This window comes from Pseudomonas sp. NPDC087185 (genome assembly GCF_044744955.1).
Classification (GTDB): domain Bacteria; phylum Pseudomonadota; class Gammaproteobacteria; order Pseudomonadales; family Pseudomonadaceae; genus Aquipseudomonas.
Genome location: NZ_JBIUZK010000003.1, coordinates 733,696 through 750,524 on the forward strand (window position 1 = coordinate 733,696; position 16,829 = coordinate 750,524).

17 protein-coding genes are annotated in these 16,829 nt (G+C 63.6%); 11 read left to right on the forward strand and 6 right to left on the reverse strand.

Features of this window, described 5'->3' with window-relative positions:
* Positions 1–152 precede the first annotated feature (152 nt).
* The 3 genes from ACIPIJ_RS13630 to ACIPIJ_RS13640 all read left to right on the forward strand — a co-directional run bounded on the left by ACIPIJ_RS13630 (position 153) and on the right by ACIPIJ_RS13640 (position 2,695).
* On the forward strand, positions 153–1,094 hold the full coding sequence (locus ACIPIJ_RS13630) for a LysR family transcriptional regulator (protein WP_401077272.1): 942 nt from the start codon (positions 153–155) through the stop codon (positions 1,092–1,094).
* Positions 1,095–1,170: 76 nt separating this feature from the next.
* Positions 1,171–1,968 (forward strand): SDR family NAD(P)-dependent oxidoreductase, encoded by a 798-nt coding sequence (locus ACIPIJ_RS13635; protein WP_401077274.1) that lies wholly within the window; start codon positions 1,171–1,173, stop codon positions 1,966–1,968.
* A gap of 184 nt (positions 1,969–2,152) precedes the next feature.
* The gene (locus ACIPIJ_RS13640) at positions 2,153–2,695 is read left to right on the forward strand and encodes a WYL domain-containing protein (RefSeq protein ID WP_401077276.1); all 543 of its coding nucleotides are present in this window, start codon (positions 2,153–2,155) and stop codon (positions 2,693–2,695) included.
* Between the two features lie 13 nt (positions 2,696–2,708).
* On the opposite strand, the gene ACIPIJ_RS13645 is transcribed toward ACIPIJ_RS13640, so the two are convergent.
* From ACIPIJ_RS13645 to ACIPIJ_RS13665, 5 genes are all read right to left on the reverse strand, one after another.
* The gene (locus ACIPIJ_RS13645) at positions 2,709–3,434 is read right to left on the reverse strand and encodes a hypothetical protein (RefSeq protein ID WP_401077278.1); all 726 of its coding nucleotides are present in this window, start codon (positions 3,432–3,434) and stop codon (positions 2,709–2,711) included.
* 151 nt (positions 3,435–3,585) lie between these two features.
* On the reverse strand, positions 3,586–4,827 hold the full coding sequence (codA, locus tag ACIPIJ_RS13650) for a cytosine deaminase (RefSeq protein ID WP_401077279.1): 1,242 nt from the start codon (positions 4,825–4,827) through the stop codon (positions 3,586–3,588).
* Between the two features lie 3 nt (positions 4,828–4,830).
* The gene (locus ACIPIJ_RS13655; protein ID WP_401077280.1) at positions 4,831–6,048 is read right to left on the reverse strand and encodes a PucR family transcriptional regulator; all 1,218 of its coding nucleotides are present in this window, start codon (positions 6,046–6,048) and stop codon (positions 4,831–4,833) included.
* Positions 6,045–7,310 carry a cytosine permease gene (gene codB, locus ACIPIJ_RS13660; protein ID WP_401077282.1) on the reverse strand — a complete coding sequence of 422 codons (1,266 nt, stop codon included), beginning with the start codon at positions 7,308–7,310 and terminating at the stop codon, positions 6,045–6,047. Before codB ends, ACIPIJ_RS13655 begins: the two co-directional genes overlap by 4 nt.
* A 243-nt stretch (positions 7,311–7,553) precedes the next feature.
* The gene (locus ACIPIJ_RS13665; protein ID WP_401077283.1) at positions 7,554–8,174 is read right to left on the reverse strand and encodes a glutathione S-transferase family protein; all 621 of its coding nucleotides are present in this window, start codon (positions 8,172–8,174) and stop codon (positions 7,554–7,556) included.
* Positions 8,175–8,303: 129 nt separating this feature from the next.
* On the opposite strand from ACIPIJ_RS13665, the gene ACIPIJ_RS13670 reads away from it, so the two are divergent.
* From ACIPIJ_RS13670 to ACIPIJ_RS13700, 7 genes are all read left to right on the forward strand, one after another.
* On the forward strand, positions 8,304–8,852 hold the full coding sequence (locus ACIPIJ_RS13670; protein WP_401077285.1) for a GNAT family N-acetyltransferase: 549 nt from the start codon (positions 8,304–8,306) through the stop codon (positions 8,850–8,852).
* 108 nt (positions 8,853–8,960) lie between these two features.
* Positions 8,961–10,280 carry an NAD(P)/FAD-dependent oxidoreductase gene (locus tag ACIPIJ_RS13675; RefSeq protein ID WP_401077287.1) on the forward strand — a complete coding sequence of 440 codons (1,320 nt, stop codon included), beginning with the start codon at positions 8,961–8,963 and terminating at the stop codon, positions 10,278–10,280.
* A gap of 12 nt (positions 10,281–10,292) precedes the next feature.
* On the forward strand, positions 10,293–11,063 hold the full coding sequence (locus ACIPIJ_RS13680; protein WP_401077289.1) for an NAD(P)-binding domain-containing protein: 771 nt from the start codon (positions 10,293–10,295) through the stop codon (positions 11,061–11,063).
* Between the two features lie 345 nt (positions 11,064–11,408).
* Positions 11,409–12,788 (forward strand): MFS transporter, encoded by a 1,380-nt coding sequence (locus tag ACIPIJ_RS13685; protein ID WP_401077291.1) that lies wholly within the window; start codon positions 11,409–11,411, stop codon positions 12,786–12,788.
* A gap of 12 nt (positions 12,789–12,800) precedes the next feature.
* The gene (locus ACIPIJ_RS13690; RefSeq protein WP_401077292.1) at positions 12,801–13,151 is read left to right on the forward strand and encodes a cupin domain-containing protein; all 351 of its coding nucleotides are present in this window, start codon (positions 12,801–12,803) and stop codon (positions 13,149–13,151) included.
* An 11-nt stretch (positions 13,152–13,162) separates the two neighbouring features.
* On the forward strand, positions 13,163–13,504 hold the full coding sequence (locus tag ACIPIJ_RS13695) for a RidA family protein (RefSeq protein WP_401077293.1): 342 nt from the start codon (positions 13,163–13,165) through the stop codon (positions 13,502–13,504).
* Between the two features lie 84 nt (positions 13,505–13,588).
* A complete protein-coding gene (locus ACIPIJ_RS13700; protein WP_401077295.1) occupies positions 13,589–14,152 on the forward strand; it encodes a hypothetical protein in 564 nt (187 codons plus the stop codon).
* A gap of 24 nt (positions 14,153–14,176) precedes the next feature.
* On the opposite strand, the gene ACIPIJ_RS13705 is transcribed toward ACIPIJ_RS13700, so the two are convergent.
* On the reverse strand, positions 14,177–15,238 hold the full coding sequence (locus ACIPIJ_RS13705) for a GlxA family transcriptional regulator (RefSeq protein ID WP_401077297.1): 1,062 nt from the start codon (positions 15,236–15,238) through the stop codon (positions 14,177–14,179).
* Positions 15,239–15,437: 199 nt separating this feature from the next.
* Here ACIPIJ_RS13705 and ACIPIJ_RS13710 point away from each other — a divergent pair, with 199 nt between their 5' ends.
* Positions 15,438–16,829 (forward strand): NAD(P)/FAD-dependent oxidoreductase, encoded by a 1,392-nt coding sequence (locus ACIPIJ_RS13710; protein ID WP_401077299.1) that lies wholly within the window; start codon positions 15,438–15,440, stop codon positions 16,827–16,829.

Here is a 16,829-nt window from a genome sequence, read left to right on the forward strand (position 1 = left end):
GGGCTCCTTTGCTTGTTTTTCTGGCAGGAGTTGATCGGGTCACGGTGGCGCTCTGCTGGCGCCTGACTGCGATTTATCGTCTCGGGGGTATGATTAGTCAATTTTCTATTTATTATGCGCACTATTAGCCATGCTTATGATCGAGCCTCGCCATGTCCGACCGCCTGCTCAACGACCGCCTCGACTGGAACCTGCTGCGCACCTTCCGGGTGATCGGCCAGGAGCTCTCCATCAGCCGCGCCGCTGCGCGCCTGCACCTGACCCAACCAGCGGTGAGCCAGGCGCTCAAGCGCCTGGAAGAACAGCTGGGCCGCCAGCTGATCGCCCGTCGCGGGCCGCGCTTCGTGCTCACCGACATGGGCGAGCAGCTGTTCCAGCTGGCCGGCGAGGTGTATGGGCAGATGTCGCAGATCGGCGGCCTGCTGGAGCAACCGGCGGACGAACTGGTGGGCAAGGTACGCTTGCTGATGATCAGCCGTATCGTCAGCGAACGCTTCGATGATTTTCTCGCCGACTTTCACCGCCAGCACCCGCGCGTGGACCTGGAAATCGACGTGATGCGCAGTTCCGATATCGTCGCGGCCCTGCAGGAAAAGACCGCCACGGCAGGGCTCAGCCTGAACCGTAGGGCACAGCCACGGTTGGAGCAACGCTTGTTCCTGCGCCAGCGCTATGCGTTTTTCTGTGGCAAGCACCATGCCCTGTTCGGCCAGGCAGAGGGCGATTTGCAGCGGGAGAATTTTGTCAGCTTCACCAGCGACCAGATTGGCGGGATGCTCTCGCCGCTGACCATCTTCCGCGACCAACAAGGGTTTTCCGGCCGGATCGTGGCGTCTTCGCCAAGCCTTGAGGAAGTACGCCGGCTGGTGATCGCCGGGTTTGGCATTGGCTGCCTGCCGGAGCATGTGGTGGCGCCGGATGTGGCGGCGGGGTTGTTGTGGAAGTTGCCGCCGCAGGAAGGCATTGCGGATGTGGATATTCACGTGCTGTGGAACAGGGAGCAACGCCTGAGCCGGGCTGAGGAGCTGTTTATCGAGGCGCTGCAGGCCAGCCTCGACTCACAACCCTTCTATTCAGGCCTGAAACCAGTCTGATTCTGTCTTTCACAGACTTCAAACTCATTACTAGCATGGTTCGGTGTTGCATCAACGCACTCACAGGAGCCACCCCATGAATATCGACCTCGGCGGGCGCACCGCCATCATCAGCGGCTCGACCGGCGGTATCGGCCTGGCCATCGCCCGCGGCCTGGCCGGTGCCCATGCCGACGTGGTAATAGCCGGCCGCAGCCAACAGTCGCTCGATGTGGCGCTGGCCGACGTCCGAGCCCAGGGCGGGCGTGGGCAGGTCCACGGCGTGGTAGCCGACCTGAGCTCGACAGCCGGTGCAGAAACCCTGTTCAGCGCCCACCCCCGGGCCGACATCCTGGTCAACAATCTGGGCATCTATGACGATGTGGATTTCTTTGAAGTGCCCGACAGCGAATGGGCGCGTTTCTATGAAACCAACGTGCTGTCCGGGGTGCGCCTGGCCCGCCACTATGCACCAGGCATGGTCGAGCAAGGCTGGGGGCGAATCCTGTTCATCTCTTCCGAGTCGGGGGTTGCGATTCCGGCAGACATGATCAACTACGGCGTGACCAAGGCGGCCAACCTGGCCGTGTCGCATGGCCTGGCCAAGCGCCTGGCCGGGACCGGAGTAACGGTCAACGCGGTATTGCCCGGCCCGACGCTGACCGACGGCGTCACCGCGATGGTGGCCGATGCCGCCAAGCAATCCGGGCGCAGCATCCGTGAAGAAGCCGACCATTTCGTACGCACCGCCCGGCCCAGTTCGATCATTCAGCGCGTCGCCGAGGTCGATGAGGTGGCCTACCTGGTGGTGTACCTCGCCTCCCCTTATGCCTCAGCCACCACCGGCGCGGCCTTGCGGGTCGACGGGGGTGTGGTCGACAGCCTGGCTATCTGATGAGGCTCCGGCAACTGAGCGATGCACGTCCTAGCGGCATTGACCGTCCATCGCAGATTGCTTGCAGGAAGCCCCTGCATCGCCCTAAAACTTGGATCCGATCTGCCAACACGGTATGCTCGCGGCAATAGCCAATTGCCACCATCCGAGCGCACCCTGCGCATGGACCTCAAGGACGAGCCCCTTGCCCAGCCACCCTACCCGCCACACCATCGCCCGCCAGTGGCAATTACTCAAGCTGCTGCCCGACCGTCACCCCGGGTTGAGCTCCACGCAGTTGCAGGCTGCGCTGGCCAAGGCTGGCCACAAGACCAGTAAACGTACGGTCGAGCGCGACCTGAACGAGCTTGCGGTGCTGTTCCCGCTGCGCTGCAACAATAAGGGCATGCCTTATGGCTGGTACTGGCAACCGGGCCTGAGCCTGGGCGAGGCCCAGCAGCTGCAACCGGATGTACTGTCTCCTGCCCAGCAGATCGAGTTGCGCGCCTGGGTGGATGATGCCTTAGCCCGGCGGCTGGAAGAGCAGCCATTGTCCGATGACATGCGCCTGGCCCCGCAGGGTTCGGGTGGCGCAACGCTGGATGCCACGGTCGACGACAGCCGCGCGCTGATGGGCTGGTTGCTGTCTCAGGCGGGCTCCATCCGCGTACAGGCACCCGAAGGTTTGCGCACGGCCATGGTCGAACAACTGCGCGAGAGCTTGGCCCTGCATGACGACGCTTCTTGAGCGACGCGAGTGATCAGGTGGCTCGGCGGCCCCTCGCCAGGCAGGCGTAGCCCAGCGCCATCACGCTGAACAGCAGTACGCCCAACAACATCATCAGCTCGCGGCTGTAGCGCGCCACCCACGCGGGAAAACCGACGAACTCACGGTAGACCCGCACATCCGCCACGCCACCGGCATGGCTGATGCTGATGCCGCCCTGGCGGATCTGGGAATAATCGGCATCGAAGTAGACCCACACCTTGCACTCCCCGCCCTGTTCGATGGCGGGGATCTCGACCACGGGCGTAGCGGCCTCGACAATCGTGTCATTGCCAGCCGCATCACGTACCTGCACCAGGCCTTTGGCCGGCAGGCGGATCTTGACCTCGCGCACCTCGGTGTCGCCGGTGTTGCGCAGGTCGATCAGCAAGCCAGTACGGTGGTCGACCAGCCCCGCCTCGAAAGGCTTGGCAAACAGCTGGGCATACGGCGCCTGGGCCAGGTCGATCAGCCGGTCGACCTGGTCCTGGCTCAACGCCCCTTGCCCGATACTGTTGATACGCGGCTGCAAGCGCTCGTATTTGAGCTGTTCGCTGGCCTTGCTGATGCGCTCGCTGAACTGGCTCGGGTAGGTGAGGTAGGCGTAGGTCAGGGAAGCTTCAAGGCGGGCGTTGCCCTTGAGCGCCACATAGGCCACCAGCATGACCATCAGGCCAAGCAACAGGGCTACGAGCAGTTTCCCGATTTTGTCCCAACTCAACGGTGTGTTCCTTCTGTCACGGCATGGACGGTTCAAGGGCCCCAAAGGGTGCCAAGTTAAGCGCCGCCAGGCAAGCGCTCAGAGGCACCGCAACAGCAACCCCAATCAACTCGCCACGCCAAAGCTGATCGGGATCGGCTGCCTCGACACTTCAGGAGAACCGCTCGACCTGCGCCGGTGTGCGGCGCATCAGCACCTTGCCGTGGCGCACCGACACCAGCGCATGCCCCTGGCTGCGGACCATCTCGTAATCATCCGGCGCCGACAGCAGCAGTAGGTTCGCCGGGCGCCCCACCTCGATACCGTAGCGCTCACCGAGGTTGAGGGTGCGCGCACTGTTGTCGGTGATCAGGTCCAGGCACCGCTGCAGGTCTTCATAGCCCAGCATGTGGCAGATGTGCAGCCCGGCCTCGAGGATGCGCAGGATGTTGCCATTGCCCAGCGGGTACCACGGGTCGACGATCGAGTCCTGGCCGAAGCACACGTTCATCCCCGCCCGGTCGATCTCGGCCACGCGGGTCAGCCCGCGGCGTTTCGGGTAGGTGTCGAAGCGCCCCTGCAGGTGGATGCTCTCGGTCGGGCACGAGACGAAGTTGATGCCCGACATCTTCAGCAGGCGGAACAGCTTGGAGCAGTAGGCATTGTCATACGAGCCCATGGCCGTGGTGTGGCTCGCCGTGACGCGCGCGCCCATGCCACGCACCCGCGCTTCTTCGGCCAGCACCTCGAGGAAGCGCGATTGCGGGTCGTCGGTTTCGTCGCAATGCACGTCCACCAGGCAACCGGTGCGCTCGGCCAGCTCCATCAGGAACTTCACCGACGACACGCCCTGGTCACGGGTGTTTTCAAAGTGCGGAATGCCGCCGACCACATCGGCGCCCATGGCCACTGCCTCGGTCATCAGCGCGCGGCCATTGGCGTACGACTCGATGCCCTCCTGGGGGAAAGCGACGATTTGCAGGTCGATCAGGTCGCGCACCTCGTCGCGCACCTCGACCATCGCCTTGAGCGCAGTGAGCTTGGGGTCGGTGACGTCGACATGGGTGCGCACATGCTGGATGCCGTGGTCTACCAACATGCCGATGGTCTTCTTGGCGCGGGTCTTGATGTCGTCGTGGGTGGTGATGGCCTTGCGCTCGGCCCAACGCTCGATGCCCTCGAACAGCGTGCCACTCATGTTCCACTTCGGCTCGCCTGCGGTCAGCGTGGCATCCAGGTGAATGTGCGGCTCGACGAAGGGCGGCACTACCAGGTTCTGCTGGGCGTCCAGGTCATCGGCGTTGATCAGCGAGACCACTTGCGCCTGGGGCGCGAGGGCGGCGATGCGATCACCGTCCAGCTCGATGCGGAACAGGCCGGCCTTGCCGCGCAGGCGTGCGTTGATGATGTTCATGGGTTACTCCTTGCCTTGGGCTTCGGTCATGCGCCATATCAGCATAGCGACCGCCGCGTTCATGCGAAAAAGCGGGTCGTCGAGGGACTGCCCGCTCAATTGTTCGATGCGTTGCATCCGTTGGTTGATGGTGTTGCGGTGCACACCCAGCCGCTGCCCGGCCTTGAGCCCGTTGCCGTTTTCCTTGAGCAGCGCATCGAGGGTGTGCAGCAGCGCGTTGGGCTGCTTGCGGCCGGGGGCGCGCAGGGGGCCGAGGGTCTGGGTGACGAAGTCGTCGAGCAGCGAACGATCGACGATGCCCTGCAGCAGGCGCAGCACGCCGAGCTCGCTGAAGTCGCACAAGCCGGTGGCCGGGCGCAGGTTCTGCGCCACCTCCAGGGCCTGGCGTGCCTGGTTGAGGGCCTGGCGGTAGTGGCCGCAGTCTTCGGCCAGGCTCGACAGCCCCATGAACAGGCCCATCTCCCCCGTCACCGCGACCAGCTGTTGGTGCAGCCCGGCCAGGGCGGCGCGCAGGCCCGGCGCATCTGGCAACAGCATCACGAACAGGTCGCCTGCCAGTTGCGCCGTCACGGCCCCTGGGTGGGCGCGGCACCAGGCTTGCAGTTGGTCTTCCAGCGCCTGGCGGGTGCCTTGCCACAGGCGCTCGCCCTGGGCCAGCCCATGCCGCTCGAACAACCCGTCCACCGCCGACAGGCGCAGCGCCACCAGGCGCCGCGGCCCGTCCAGCTCAAGGTGCAGATGCGCTGCGCGTTGCCGGGCGATGGCCAGGCTGGGGTAATCACCGGTCAGCAGCTGGCCGAGGATGTCGTTGTGCGAGCGGCGCACCTGGGTCATCTGCACCAGCGCCGTGCCGATCAGGTGGGTGACCACGACCATCTTCAGCGCATAGGGCTGCTCGATCAGCGGCAGCCCCCGTTGCTCGGCACGCTCGATCACCGCCGGTGGAATACCCTGGATGAAGCTGCCGCCGGTGAGGATCACCAAGCCGGCGATACCCACCGCGTCGCCATCCTCGACCAGGCTCAGCAGGTTGCCCTCGCCGCGCGGGTGGTTGATGCCGGTGACGAACACCAACTCGCCGCCCATCACCCATTCGGCGATGCCTTCGTTCTCTGCCACATAGGGCCAGCGCACCCGCCGCTGCAGGTTGCGCGCACCGGCGCGCACCGTCATGTCTTCCAGCCCGGGCAGGTGCAGGATTTCTTCCAGCGCCAGGCTCACGGCTCGACCCGCGCCTGGCCCAGCGCACGGCGCCGGCCATTCAGTTCAACCAGCAGGATGTAGCACAGCGCCGAGGCGCCGATGCCCACCAGTGGCGCCACCCAGGGCGATGCATAGGCCGCAACGGCACCCATGGCGTAGGCGAACAGCCCCCTGACGTTGTAGCGCGGCAGGCTGAACGTGGCCAAGGCCGGGTATTTGCCCCGATGACGGTACCAGAAGTCCGCCATGATCACGCCGCCCACCGGGGGAATGATCGAACCCAGCAACACCAGGAACGGGATCAGCAATTCGTACATGCCGCCGATCGCCAGCACGATGCCGACGCCCGCCGCCACCAGCGTCGCCGTGCGCCGGCGCTCGCTGCGCAGCAGGTGGCAGGCCGCGGCGGCGACGTTGTAGATGGTCGGCCCCTGGATGGTCCACAGGTTCAGGCAGAGCATCACCACCGCCGCGAACGACAGCCCCTGCAACATCATCACGTCGACGATATCGGCCTGCTGGTAGACCATCGCGCACCAGGCCCCGGCCACCACCATCAGCCCATTGCCGAGCAAAAATGCAACCACGCTGGCCGTCACCGCTACCCGCCCGCTGCGCGACAGGCGCGTCCAGTTGGTGGCCTGGGTGGCGCCGCTGGCGAAGGTGCCGAAGACCATGGTCACCGCTGCCGAGAAGGTCATGGTTTCATGCGGCACCAGCGCCGCCAGTTGCTGCAGCCCACCGACGTCACGTGTGGCGATGACCATCGAGATGATCAGCAGCACGAACATCAGCGGCACCGACACCCGCGACAGTAGGTCCAGCCCCTTGAAGCCGACGATTGCCGTGAGGCTGAAACCCAGCCCGAACAGAACCATCAACGGCACCGTGAAGCCTTCGGCCAGCCCCAGCAGCTTGACCAGCACAATCGCCACGGTGGCGGTGCCCCAGGCGTACCAACCCAGTTCGGCGAAGCCCAGCAAAAAGTCCGAAAGCCGGCTGCCGGCCTCACCGAAGCAGAAGCGCCCCATCAGCACGGTATTGAGCCCGCTGCGCGAAGCGATGAAGGCCAGCGCGGCGGCGTAAAGGGCGAGCAGCGTGTTGCCGATGGTGGCGATCCACAGCATGTCGACGAAGTTGAAGGCCATGCCCAGCTTGCCCCCGGCGAACATCGTCCCGGTGAAGAAGGTAAAGCTGAACAGGACCATGGCGATCGGCAACAGGCCTTTGCGGGCGTGCTGCGGCGCCTCGCACAGCGGGAATTCGGAGGGTGAGCTCATTGTTCGGGTGCTCCGGGTTGAAGTTGGAGCAGCAAGAGCAATATGCGGGCCGCTTCAAGCCCGGTGTTGCACTGCGTGAAAGCAGGCGGACAGCATAGGAAAGGATATGCAACTTGAACAAAATTAAGCATTTTGATTGGATTTTTATGTGCTTGATGACTCAATTTGACGCCATTGTGCACCAAAGCAGAACGCGGCTGGGTAGTTTTCACCCAGCCGCGTTTTTATTCAGCTAACAACCAATCAGGCCCGCGGCATCAACTCGTAGGGGTGCTTCCAGCCGGGTTGAGCCTGGATGCGTGCCTTCCACGCCTCGATATGGCTGAACTCTGCCAGCGGGATGCCGGTGTCCTCCGGCATGAACACATAGCCCGCCAACGACAGGTCGGCGATGGTCACGCGGCCACCGACCATGTACGGCGTCTTTGCCAGGTGCGCATCGACGATGCGGTAGGCGGCCGTGGCACGTTCGCGAAGAAATTGAGTGACCGGCGTCTCGCCGGAGTTCTTCAGGCAGAAGATGAACCTCAGCGCCGCGTAGTAGGCTGTGAACTTGTGGTTGTCGAACAGCATCCAGCGCCAGATCTCGCGCTTTTCCTGCTCATCGCGCGGGCCGAACTGGCCAGTGCGTTCGGCGAGGTATTCGAGGATCAGCGCCGACTGGGTGAGCGTTTCGCCGGCGTGTTCCAGTACCGGCACCTCACCCTGTTCGTTAACCTCGTCACGCCAGGCTTGCTCGCGGGTCTGGCCGTTGAAGAAGTCGACGAACACCGGTTGCCAGTCCTGGCCGGTGAGTTCGAGCATCAACGCAGCTTTGTAGGCGTTGCCGGATTCGGCGAAGCAATGCAGTTTGTAGTCGGGCATGGTGGTCCTTCATTTTCCCTGGGTTGGCCGTGAAGCCGAGCAAATCACGCCCGGCAAAGCGCGGTCAACTCAAACCTGTACGCCGGCAAAATGTGGTTAGATGCCCTAAACACCCGCCAGGATGGCCCCATGCCCTACCCCACTCTGCCCCACACCCTGTCTACCCCGTGTACGCGCCTGGCCCGACCGGCCCCGGCGATTGCCGAGCAACTGCAACAAGCCTTGGTCGACAGCTATGCCCTGCACGCACCCTTCCTCGCCTGGGCCAAGCCCGACTGGACGCTGGAAGAGGTGCGCGAGAGCCTGCAACTGAGCGCCAGCGAGTTCCTTGAGCCGGCCGCCGAAAAGCGCTTTTTCGTACTGCAACCGAACAATGACGCCGTGATCGGCTGCATCGGCCTGCGCCCCGGCAATGATGAATACGAAGTGGGTTATTGGGTGAGCCAAGCCTTCAGCGGCCAGGGCCTGATGCGCGAAGCGTTGACCAGCCTGCCGGACGCCATAGACACCCCAGTGTGGTTGACCACGGACATCGACAACCATGCCAGCCAGCGCCTGGCAGAGCGTGCAGGTTTTCAGCGGGCGGGGAGCCTGTTGACCGAACTTGACCCGAGCACACCGCGGCCCCTGTATCGCCGCCTGCCAGTAAAGGCTCGGGCCGAGGGTCACGTCGTCTGACAGCACCTGACGCTGCGCAGGCCAAACCTCCCACAACCTGTCCCCGTTGTTATATGCCCGGCGCATGCACCATGCGACAGTGGAGAAAACAACAGGGATAACCTCTTCATGTACAGAAACACCTCTACCCCCGCGGACGACAACGGTTGCGGCTGGTTCCACCTCAGCCCCAAGCGCCAGCCACGTGCGGCGCACCGGGGGCAGAGCGAGGCGCGCTGGGTAGTGCTTGGTGCAGGCTTCACCGGCCTTGCTGCAGCGCGACAGCTGGCGCTGCATCACCCTGACGAAGAGGTGATTCTGGTCGAGGCACAGGAGGTGGGCTTTGGTGCTTCGGGGCGTAATTCGGGCTTTGCCATCGACCTGCCGCATGACATCGGCGCGCCCGATTACATCGGTGACCTGGCGACCGCGCGGATGAACCTCAAATTGAACCTGCGCGCCCAGGCGATCCTGCGTGGGCTGATCAACCAGCACGGCATCGACTGCCAGATCCGTCCCGATGGCAAATACCAGGCCGCCGTCGAAGACAAGGGCCTGGCGGTGCTCGAAGCGTACCGCAGCGGACTGGAAAAACTCGGCCAGCCGTACCAGATGATCGACACCCGCGACCTGCCCGAGCACTTCGGCACCTCGTTCTACCGCAAGGCCCTGTACACGCCTGGCACTCAACTGCTGCAGCCAGCAGCACTGGCCAAAGGCCTGGCCGAAAGCCTGCCGAGCAACGTCACGCTGTACGAACACACGACCATCACCCGCATCGAACAGGGTAAGCGCATCACCCTCAAACACACGAACGGCGAGATCGTTGCCGACCAGTTGCTGCTGACCAACAATGCCTTCGCTTCGCACTTCGGCTTCCTGCCAGGCAGGCTGTTGCCGATCTTCACCTACGCCAGCATGACCCGCCCATTGAGCGAGGACGAACAGGCGCGCCTGGGCGGCAAGGCGACCTGGGGCATCATCCCCGCCGACCCGTTCGGCAGCACCCTGCGGCGCACCCCGGACCAGCGCCTGCTGATGCGCAACAGCTTCAGTTTCAACGCCGACGGCCGCGCCAACCAACGCCACCTGCAACGCGCCGGGCGCCAGCACCGCGAGTCGTTCGAGCGGCGCTTCCCGATGCTCTCAGGCATGCCGTTCGAGTTCACCTGGGGTGGCTCGATGTGCTTGTCGCGCAACCACCTTTCGCACTTCGGCACACTCGCCCCCAACGTGCATGCGGCGCTGTGCTGCAACGGCCTCGGGATCACCCGCGGCACGGCCACCGGCACCCTGCTGGCGGACTGGTTGTGCGGCGAGCGTGACGAACTGATCGATTTTCTGCTGGGCTCCGAGGGCCCGAACCGCAACCCGCCGGAGCCACTGCTGAGCGTGGGCGTCAACCTCAACCTGCACTGGGGCCAGCGCCGCGCCGGCCTGGAAAGCTGACAAGGAGGCATCATGCAAAGCCTGGGCATTCTCGGGGTCGGCGAACTGACCGAAAAAGTGGTGATCGGCCTGCGCCGCAGTGGCTTTGACGGCACGATTTTGCTGTCGCCGCGCAACGCCGAACGTGCCGAGGCGCTGGTGGATGGGCGGCGCTGTGTGATGCTGCAGAGCAATCAGGCGGTAGTCGATCAGGCCGAATGGCTGATCATTGGCGTGCGCCCTGAATCACTGGCGCAGCTGGCGCGCGAGGTGCAAGCGCGCCCTGGCCAGCGCCTGGTATCGCTGGCCGCCGGCGTGAGGCTGGAACAACTGACTACCGCCTTCCCCGGTGCCTGCTGCGTGCGCGTGATGCTCTCGTATGCGGCGCAGTACAACCAGTCCACCGTGGTGGTCTGCCCATCGGATGCGCTCATCGAGCAAAGCCTGGGGCCGTTGGGCAACCTGGTGGTGCTGCAGGACGAAGCCGCGTTCGAGCTGGCCACGGTGGCCGCGTGCATGAATGGCTGGTTCTATTTTTTGCTGCACGACCTGCAGCAGTGGCTGACCGACAAAGGGCTGCCGGCGGCCGAGGCGAGGGCGTTGGTGCTGGGGAATCTGCAGGATTGTGTCGCCAGTGCCCAGCAACAGCCAGCATGCACCTTGAAGGCATTGGGGCAGGCGATTGCCACGCCTGGAACGTTCACGGCCGATGGGCTGGCGGTGTTGAACCATCAGCCAGTGGCTGCCAGCTGGGGGGCGGCGTGCGAGGTGGTGCTGGATGCCTTGTTGACCCGGTCACGATAGTTTTCTCCAGTCCCGTCCTCTTCGCGGGCAAGCCCGCTCCCACAAGATTTTCCACCGCCTTTGACAACGATGGAGGCCCCTGTAGGAGCGGATTTACCCGCGAAGAGGCCAGCCCTCGCAGCATCAATCCAAAGCTGTCTGTTCACCCTCGCAGTACTCCAACTCCTCTTGCCGCCGCATCTGCCACCCAGCCCGCCACCGTCGCCGCGTGACGATGCGACATCGCTTCGGCACACCCCGCCACAGCATCCCATGACCCGTCCCAACCGTTATATGGGCCCGCACCGGGCCGGTGCGATAGTGCCGCAACGCTAGTGCATCAAATAACAACAAGAGGTAAGCCGAATGACCGCTGCAAAACGCTCTGTCGAAGATGCCCCGCTTAATGCCTTTCACCGCAGACTCACTGTCTATTCCGCCGGCGGCCCGTTCCTCGACGGATACGTGCTGAGCATCATCGGCGTGGCCATGCTGCAGATCACCCACGCCCTGCAACTGACTGCCTTCTGGGAAGGCCTGATCGCCGCTTCGGCGTTGATCGGGGTGTTCCTGGGTGGCTTTCTCGGTGGCTGGTTCACCGACAAGTACGGGCGCAAGGTGCTGTACCTGGTCGACCTGATCGCCATCGTCGGTTTTTCGGTCGCGCAGTTCTGGGTCGAGTCGGCCTGGGCATTGTTCGCCTGGCGTTTGTTGATCGGTATCGCCGTGGGGGCCGACTACCCGATTGCCACCTCGCTGCTGGCCGAGTTCCTGCCGCGCAAACAACGTGGGCCACTGCTCGCCGCGATGGTGCTGATGTGGTTCGCCGGTGCCGCCGTGGCCTACCTGGTCGGCGAACTGCTGCTGCGCGTGGGTGGCGAAGAGGGCTGGCGCTGGGTACTGGCCAGTGCCCTGGTGCCCGGTGCGCTGTTCCTGATTGCCCGCAGCGGCACCCCGGAGTCGCCACGCTGGTTGCTGAGCAAAGGCCGCACGGCTGAAGCAGACGCGGTAATCAAGAAGGTCTACGGCCCTGGCTACTCCATCGCAGACCTGCCGGAGCCGGCCAACCAGAAACCGGCGTCGGTGTGGTCGCTGTTCCACTCCGGCTATGGCAAGCGCATGGCCTTCGTCACGCTGTTCTGGACCTGCGCCATCGTGCCACTGTTCGCCATCTACGCGTTCGCCCCGAAAGTGCTGCAGGCGCTGAAGCTGACCGGTGACTGGGCGGCCTATGGCTCGATCGCCATCACCGTCCTGTTCACCCTCGGGTGCCTGCTGGCGACCAGGCTGATCAACCGCCTGGGCAGGCGCAAGATGCTGATCCACAGCTTCCTCTGGTCGGGCCTGTCGCTGGTGCTGCTGGGCGTGTTCCCCGACGCTTCGCCCACCACCGTGCTGGTGCTGTTTGGTGCCTATGCAGTGCTGATCGGCGGTGCCCAGGTGCTCGAATACGTCTACCCCAACGAACTGTTCCCCACTGAAATCCGCGCCACGGCCGTGGGCCTTGCCACGTCGCTGTCGCGCATCGGCGCTGCCGTGGGTACTTACCTGGTGCCGATTTCGCTCGCCACTTATGGCATTGCCAACACCATGTTCGCTGCGGCGTTGATCTCGCTTTTCGGTGCGCTGATCTCGTGGTGGCTTGCACCCGAGACCAGCAAGCTCGACCTGCAACAGGCCGCAGCCCTCGGCACGTCATCGTCGGCACCGTCCTCCGCTTACCAAACCGTTGCCCGTAAAGCCTGAAGGAGCTGATTCATGAGCCAAGTGCTTACCGTTGTCCGCAATGCCGCCGCCTCGCCACTGGGCGCGCCGGCCCCTGCCCGCCTGCCGATTGGCGAACCGGTTGCCCAAGCCGCTACCGCCCAGGACAAGACCGATGAAGCCGTGGGCGCCAGCATCGGTGTATGGGAAAGCAGCCCCGGCGTGTTCCGTCGCCACCTGAAGAACCGTGAGTTCAGTCATATTATCAGCGGCAACTGCATCTTTACCCCAGACGGCGGCGAGCCGGTGGAGCTGCGTGCCGGCGATGCCGTGCTGTTCCCGGAGAACTGCGAAGGCGTGTGGGAGATCCGCGAGACCCTGCGCAAGACTTACGTGCTGTTTTAAGGAACGCGCTGATGATCGAACGTATCAACCCAGGCCCACGGGCCAGCCAGATGGTGCTGGTCGATGGGCGCATCGAGACCTCAGGCATCGTTGCCCTGAAGCCCGGCGATATCACCGCCCAGACGCGCTGCGTACTGGCCCAACTGGAGCAGTGGCTGGCACAGATCGGTGCCGACAAGGGTAACCTCACGCGGGTGCAGATCTGGCTGGCCGACATGGGCGAGTTTGCACAGATGAATGCGGTGTATGACGCCTGGGTGGGGGCCCTGCCACCGGTGCGTGCCTGCGTAGGGGCCGCATTGGCGGCGCCGGAGTACCGCATCGAGATTCAGGCATACGGGCAAATGGCCTGACAGGCGCTAACTATATACATCACCCCTCCAGCTATTGGGACATAGCATCGCTGGCACTGAAATCAGACCCGCTGGAGGCGGTTGATGTTAAAGAAAACTTATCTTTCCAGCCTGAATTTGCTTTTAAGCAAGCCTAACAATTTATCGCCGTATCAAGTCAGGCGCAGTACTGTCTTGTACGAAAAAAACCCAGGTGATCATGATGTTGTATTGCATGAGAACTTTCTGGGTACCGGGGTTGCCGCTTTTGAAACCCACGGTGTGCCGTTTTACAGTGTATTGATGAACAGCCGCGGAAAATACCGAAGCGCGCGGGAGGTTGCAGAGACGGATATCCGCCCTTGGTTGCAGCGGATAAATTACCCTCCTGGGAAAGAAATGATTCTCCTCGCCTGCCTAGCTGGCTCATCGGGCGCCGCGCAAGTAGTGGCAACGGTGCTACGGCGCCCCGTCGAAGGTTTTAAACACAGGATTTACGTTTTACAACCTCATTATCTACGACATGCTTGTCTCAGTGAGCGCTCCAATTATTACAACCTGCCCACCGAGAACATCGGCCTCCTGAAGCGGCTGAGGGGCTTCAAAGGGCCATTTATCGATAGTCGCAACCAAACCTACGCCCAGTCAAAGACGTATTATCCACAGTAATTTGCGCCAGCCCTGCCGCGTGACCTACAACTCCGGATCCAACCCGACCTTGTCACCCTGCCAGTCGAAACGCTCCACTTCATGCCGCCGTTTGCGAAAACTGTACGGCGTCTCGCCATACTGCTTGCGGAACCACAGGATGAAGTGCGACGCATCAGAAAAGCCGCAGGCCAGGGCGATGGTGGTGATGTTCTGGCTGGTGTTCACCAGCAGCCGCCGCGCATGGTCCAGGCGCAACTTGCGCCAGTAGTTGGCCGGCGGCTCCTGGGTGTTGGCGACGAACTCGCGGTGCAATTGCCGTGGGTGGGTGCCCACAGCCTCGGCCACCGCCTTGAGGCTCATCGAAGCGTCGAGGTTGGCGCGCATGAAGGCGATCGCCCGCTGCACCCGGTCGTTGTGGTACACGCTGTCGCTGGCGGCTTGCTCGCCCTCGGCTTCGGCGCGCTCTTCCACCAGCAGGTATTCCAGACCCTTCTGCGCGCGCACCGCGCCGCAGTGGCGGCGGATCAGGTTGGCGGCCAGCTCGATGGCGGTGCCGCCAGGGCAGGTGATGATCCCGCGGTCATCCACGTAGCTCTTGTCGATGACCATGGTCGACAGCGGGAAGCGCTCGCGGAACTCGTCGCGCAAGGTGAAGTGAACCGCACAGCGCCGGCCATCGAGCAGGCCGGCCTTGCCCAGTACAAACGAGCCGGAGCACAGGGCGATGATCGGAATGTTGGCAGCGTGCACATCGCGCAGGGCATCAAGCAGCCAGTCTGGCGGGTTGCGCGTTTCGCCCAGCAGGCCGCCGGCCAGCACGATGTAGTCGTACTGGGCGAACAGGTTGAGCGGTTTGGTCGGCGAGATCGGCATGCCGCAACTGGCGCTGATCGGCTGGTCGTCGAGGGTCATCCAGTCCCACTGGCAGTACACCTGCTGGCTGCGGAACGACTTGTCGGCGGCAAAACGCAGGGAGTCCACCAACCCGGCCACCGGCACCAGGGTGAACTGGTTCAACAGCACGAAACCGACGCGCAGTTCGGGCTTGACCTGGGGTGGCAGTACGGGCGTTTGCGGCTGTTGTAATTGTTGTTGGGCAACCATGGACGTGGGCCTCATGACCTGCTGAATAGCGCCATTGTAGGGGGTGGCGTACGTCCGGCATATCATATGCGGCACGACAAATAGTAAATCCATGACAAAAGGCGTGGCCGTTCTATCAATTGTCATGACTATGATATCGGCCACCCAGCCGCGCTGAGCATCATGTAGGCACAAAACAACATGCTCAGAGGCACCCCTCATGTACCGTGGATTCTGGTATGCCCAGGCGCTGGACCTGGACAGCGACCTGGCTCCTGCCCTGCAGGACTCGATTCAAGCCGACGTGTGCATCGTCGGCGGCGGCTTCCTTGGCCTGTGGTCGGCCATCCGCCTGAAGCAGGCGCACCCGGGCAAGACCATCGTCATTGTCGAACGCGACCGTTGCGGCTCCGGCGCCAGCGGCCGCAACGGCGGCATTGCCACCAACTGGTGGGGCAAGTACCTGTCGGTGCGCACCATCTGCGGCGACGTTGAAGCGCGGCGTATCTGCGAAGCCGCCGAGTCGGCGATCGACGAGATCGGCAGTTTCTGCCAGGAACACGGCATCGATGCCCAGTACCGCAAGGACGGCTGGCTGTGGACCGCGACCAACCAGCGGCAGATGAATTCCTGGCGGGTGCTGACCGACGGCCTGCAGAAGCTCGACGTCAACCCGTTCCAGGAACTGGACCGCGAGACCCTCCGCGGCCGGGTCGGCTCGCCACTGGTACTGGGCGGCATCCACGACCCCAATGCCGCCACCGTGCAACCCGCCATGCTGGCCCGCGGCTTGCGCCGGGTGGCCTTGAAGCTGGGGGTAAAAATCTACGAGAAATCGCCGTTCACCCACTTGGTACGCGGCAACAACCCGGTGGTCCATACCGCCAAAGGTCATGTAAAGGCCAGCCACGTGGTGCTGGCGCTCAATGCCTGGGGCGCGCAGTTCCCCGAGTTGCGCCGCATGATCGCGATCATGTCCAGCGACATGGTCGCCACCGCGCCGGTCAAGGCCAAGCTCGACGCCATCGGATTCAGCCGTGGCGAATGCATGACCGACTCGCGCACCGTGCTCAACTACTGGCGCAACACCCCGGACGGCCGCGTGGTGTTCGGCAAGCCCCTGGGCCAGTTCGCCTACGCCGGGCGCATCGGCAACCTGTATGAAAAACCTTCCCCGGCCGCCGACAAGGTTGCCGCCGAACTGCGCCGCCTGTACCCCCAACTGGAGGACGTACCGGTGGTCAGCAGCTGGACCGGCCCGATCGACCGCGCGATGAAAGGCCTGCCGAATTTCGGTTACCTCGACCACCACCAGACGGTCAGTTATGGCATCGGTTTCTCGGGCAATGGCGTGGCCACCACAGTGTTCGCCAGCCGCATCATCAAGTCGCTGGCCACCCATGCCAACGACGAGTGGGCCAACTGTGGCCTGGTCAACCAGAAGATGAAAATGCTGCCGCCGGAGCCGTTCCGCTTCTTCGGCGCGCACATGGTGCGCGATGCCCTGGTGCGCAAGGAATCACTGGAAGACCACGACCAGAACGCGGGCTTCATCACCCGCCAGCTGGTCGGCATGGCACCGGCAGGGTACGTCCCGGCGCAGAAAAAATAA

Excerpts from the sequence above, each read along its gene's own strand:
- ACIPIJ_RS13630 (WP_401077272.1), top strand. The coding sequence starts at position 153 with ATGTCCGACCGCCTGCTCAACGACCGCCTCGACTGGAACCTGCTGCGC.
- ACIPIJ_RS13635 (WP_401077274.1), top strand. The coding sequence starts at position 1,171 with ATGAATATCGACCTCGGCGGGCGCACCGCCATCATCAGCGGCTCGACC.
- codA (WP_401077279.1), bottom strand. The coding sequence starts at position 4,827 with ATGAACATCATCAACGCACGCCTGCGCGGCAAGGCCGGCCTGTTCCGC.
- codB (WP_401077282.1), bottom strand. The coding sequence starts at position 7,310 with ATGAGCTCACCCTCCGAATTCCCGCTGTGCGAGGCGCCGCAGCACGCC.
- ACIPIJ_RS13665 (WP_401077283.1), bottom strand. The coding sequence starts at position 8,174 with ATGCCCGACTACAAACTGCATTGCTTCGCCGAATCCGGCAACGCCTAC.
- ACIPIJ_RS13670 (WP_401077285.1), top strand. The coding sequence starts at position 8,304 with ATGCCCTACCCCACTCTGCCCCACACCCTGTCTACCCCGTGTACGCGC.
- ACIPIJ_RS13675 (WP_401077287.1), top strand. The coding sequence starts at position 8,961 with ATGTACAGAAACACCTCTACCCCCGCGGACGACAACGGTTGCGGCTGG.
- ACIPIJ_RS13680 (WP_401077289.1), top strand. The coding sequence starts at position 10,293 with ATGCAAAGCCTGGGCATTCTCGGGGTCGGCGAACTGACCGAAAAAGTG.
- ACIPIJ_RS13685 (WP_401077291.1), top strand. The coding sequence starts at position 11,409 with ATGACCGCTGCAAAACGCTCTGTCGAAGATGCCCCGCTTAATGCCTTT.
- ACIPIJ_RS13690 (WP_401077292.1), top strand. The coding sequence starts at position 12,801 with ATGAGCCAAGTGCTTACCGTTGTCCGCAATGCCGCCGCCTCGCCACTG.
- ACIPIJ_RS13695 (WP_401077293.1), top strand. The coding sequence starts at position 13,163 with ATGATCGAACGTATCAACCCAGGCCCACGGGCCAGCCAGATGGTGCTG.
- ACIPIJ_RS13700 (WP_401077295.1), top strand. The coding sequence starts at position 13,589 with ATGTTAAAGAAAACTTATCTTTCCAGCCTGAATTTGCTTTTAAGCAAG.
- ACIPIJ_RS13705 (WP_401077297.1), bottom strand. The coding sequence starts at position 15,238 with ATGGTTGCCCAACAACAATTACAACAGCCGCAAACGCCCGTACTGCCA.
- ACIPIJ_RS13710 (WP_401077299.1), top strand. The coding sequence starts at position 15,438 with ATGTACCGTGGATTCTGGTATGCCCAGGCGCTGGACCTGGACAGCGAC.